The 2,210-nt window shown below is 58.1% G+C and carries 3 protein-coding genes; all 3 read right to left on the bottom strand.

Annotated elements, in window-relative coordinates; translation table 11 throughout:
* The coding region (locus tag AC221Y_RS23210; protein ID WP_486708646.1) for an iron-containing alcohol dehydrogenase at positions 1–385 on the bottom strand (385 nt) is incomplete at its 3' end.
* Complete coding sequence (locus AC221Y_RS23205; protein ID WP_486708645.1) at positions 382–1,770, bottom strand: aldehyde dehydrogenase family protein; 1,389 nt, start codon at positions 1,768–1,770, stop codon at positions 382–384. The genes AC221Y_RS23210 and AC221Y_RS23205, both read right to left, overlap by 4 nt.
* A partial coding sequence (locus tag AC221Y_RS23200; protein WP_486708644.1) for an N-formylglutamate amidohydrolase occupies positions 1,767–2,210 on the bottom strand: 444 nt, incomplete at its 5' end. The genes AC221Y_RS23205 and AC221Y_RS23200, both read right to left, overlap by 4 nt.

The raw sequence follows: 2,210 nt of genomic DNA, 5'->3' as shown, positions 1-2,210 counted from the left end.
TCCACCAGTCACCGAGGTCTTCGAAGTCCCAGACCGGTCGGGTCTGCCCGGCCATGAAAGCGACCATCTTTCCGAGATCGAGGCCAGAGCCGCCACCGAAAGCAACCACCCCGTCATGCCCGCCAGACGTGTATGCTGCGACTCCCGCATGAAGGTTGGTCTCATTGGGGTTTGGATCCACCTCCGAGAACATGGCGCGCCCCAGAGCGGCGGCGTCCATGATGTCCAAGGTGGCCTGCGTCACCGGCAGAGCGGCTAGTCTCTTGTCCGTCACCAGAAGGGGATTTCGAATGCCAGCCTTAGCGCAGGCGTCTGGCAGTTCCTTGATCCGGCCCGCGCCGAACTTGATTGCGGTCGGATAGGACCAGTTTCCGGCAAGGTTCATGATGTCACCTTTTTCAAATGGTAGGATTTCGGGCGTGTCAGGTTGTGGAAGCCGATGACGGACAGCCCGCCCCCGCGTCCAGTGTTCTTGCAACCGGTCCAGCACAGGCCGGGATCGAGGTAGTCGGCACGGTTCATGAACACGGTCCCCGTCTCGATTCGATCCCCCACAGCCACCGCGCGATCCAGGTTGTCACTCCAGAGGCTGGCAGTCAGGCCAAATTCGCTGTCGTTCATCAGCGCGACGGCTTCATCGTCGTCCTTGACGGGCATGATGCCAACCACCGGGCCAAAGCTTTCATCACGCAACACCCGCATCTGGTGGGTGACGTTGGTCAAGATTTGGGGGCCGAGATAGGCGCCGCCGTCATCTTCGGCAAAGGGGGCGATATGAGGCACGGCACCGCCGGCGATTGCCTCGGCTACTTGCGTGCGCACTTCATTGGCGAAGCGAGTATGCGCCATCGGCCCCAGCGTCGTTTCCGGCTCCAGTGGGTTGCCCAGCTTGTAGCCCTTTACGATCTCAACCGCCTTGGCGACAAATTCGTCGAACAGGCTCTCATGCACATAGATCCTTTCAATCCCGCAGCAGCATTGGCCGGAATTGAACATGGCTGCGTCAATGAGCGTGTCTACAGCTGCGTCCAGATCAGCATCCTCCATGACATAGCCGGGATCCTTGCCTCCAAGTTCCGTGCCGACCCCGGTAAAGGTGCCAGCGGCCGCGCGCTCCATCGCTTGCCCGCCACTGACAGATCCGGTGAAATTCACGAAGTCGAAGGCGCGGTCTGCGATCAGGTCGTTGGTCACATCGTGGCTCAGGAAGACGTTCTGGAACACGTCCTCGGGAATTCCGACCGAATGGAAGGCCCGTGCCATCCGTTCGCCTGCCAGAAGCGTTTGCGTGGCGTGTTTGAGTACAACCGTATTGCCCGCGATGAGCGCAGGTGCCACTGTGTTGATGGCGGTCATATAAGGATAGTTCCAGGGCGCGACGACGAAGACCACGCCGTGGGGTACACGTTTGATATAGCGCTTGAAATTTTCATCCTCGCTTACTGCGATATCTGCCAATGCAGTTTGTGCGATGGCTGCCATATGGTTGGCGCGTTCGTTGAAGCCGCCGAATTCGCCACCGTAGCGGATGGGACGCCCCATCATATGCGCCAGCTCTTGTACTATCTCATCATTCATCGCCCCGACGGCGGCCACGCCCGCCAGAACCAGATCAATACGCTCTTGCACGGGCCGGTTGGCCCAGATCGCTTGCGCCGCGCGCGCACGCGAAGCCAAGGTGAACGCCGCCTCTTTCGATAGCGTTTCACGCTCGGCGAAGACCGATCCGTCAATTGGCGATATGCATCTTAGGAGTTGATTCTGTTTCATTTTGACTCAGTTCGATAGGAGGGGATCACAAGGGCTTGCTCAAAAATCTTAGCCAGCCAGCCAGACACGCGCACAACAGCGTCATGATCGGTGAGCAGATCGTTACGAACCTCGATCATGACATTTGGCATGCCATTGGTGCTTCCATGACGGTCTATGGTGTAGAGCACTCCGTCTGCTGAACTGTATGGTTGGTTGAGGTGGGTGACATAACGGCCGTCGCGACTGCCCAGTTCAGCACAAGTCCGGGCCAGAGTGTCGCTTCGGCCATGTAGAAACCCGCATTCGGTCAAACGGATATTACCGTTGAAAACCGGAGTGAAGCTGTGAATTGAAACAAGCGCTGGACGGCTCATTTCCGTGCTTGTCTTGACTTCGATCACCTCGCTCAGTCTGGCATGAAAGGGCTGATGGATTTGTGCGATCCGTCTTGCCTTTTC

This window comes from Boseongicola sp. (assembly GCF_057460485.1).
Note: the sequence above shows the minus strand (reverse complement) of the source record. Positions and strands in the feature narration are given on the sequence as shown.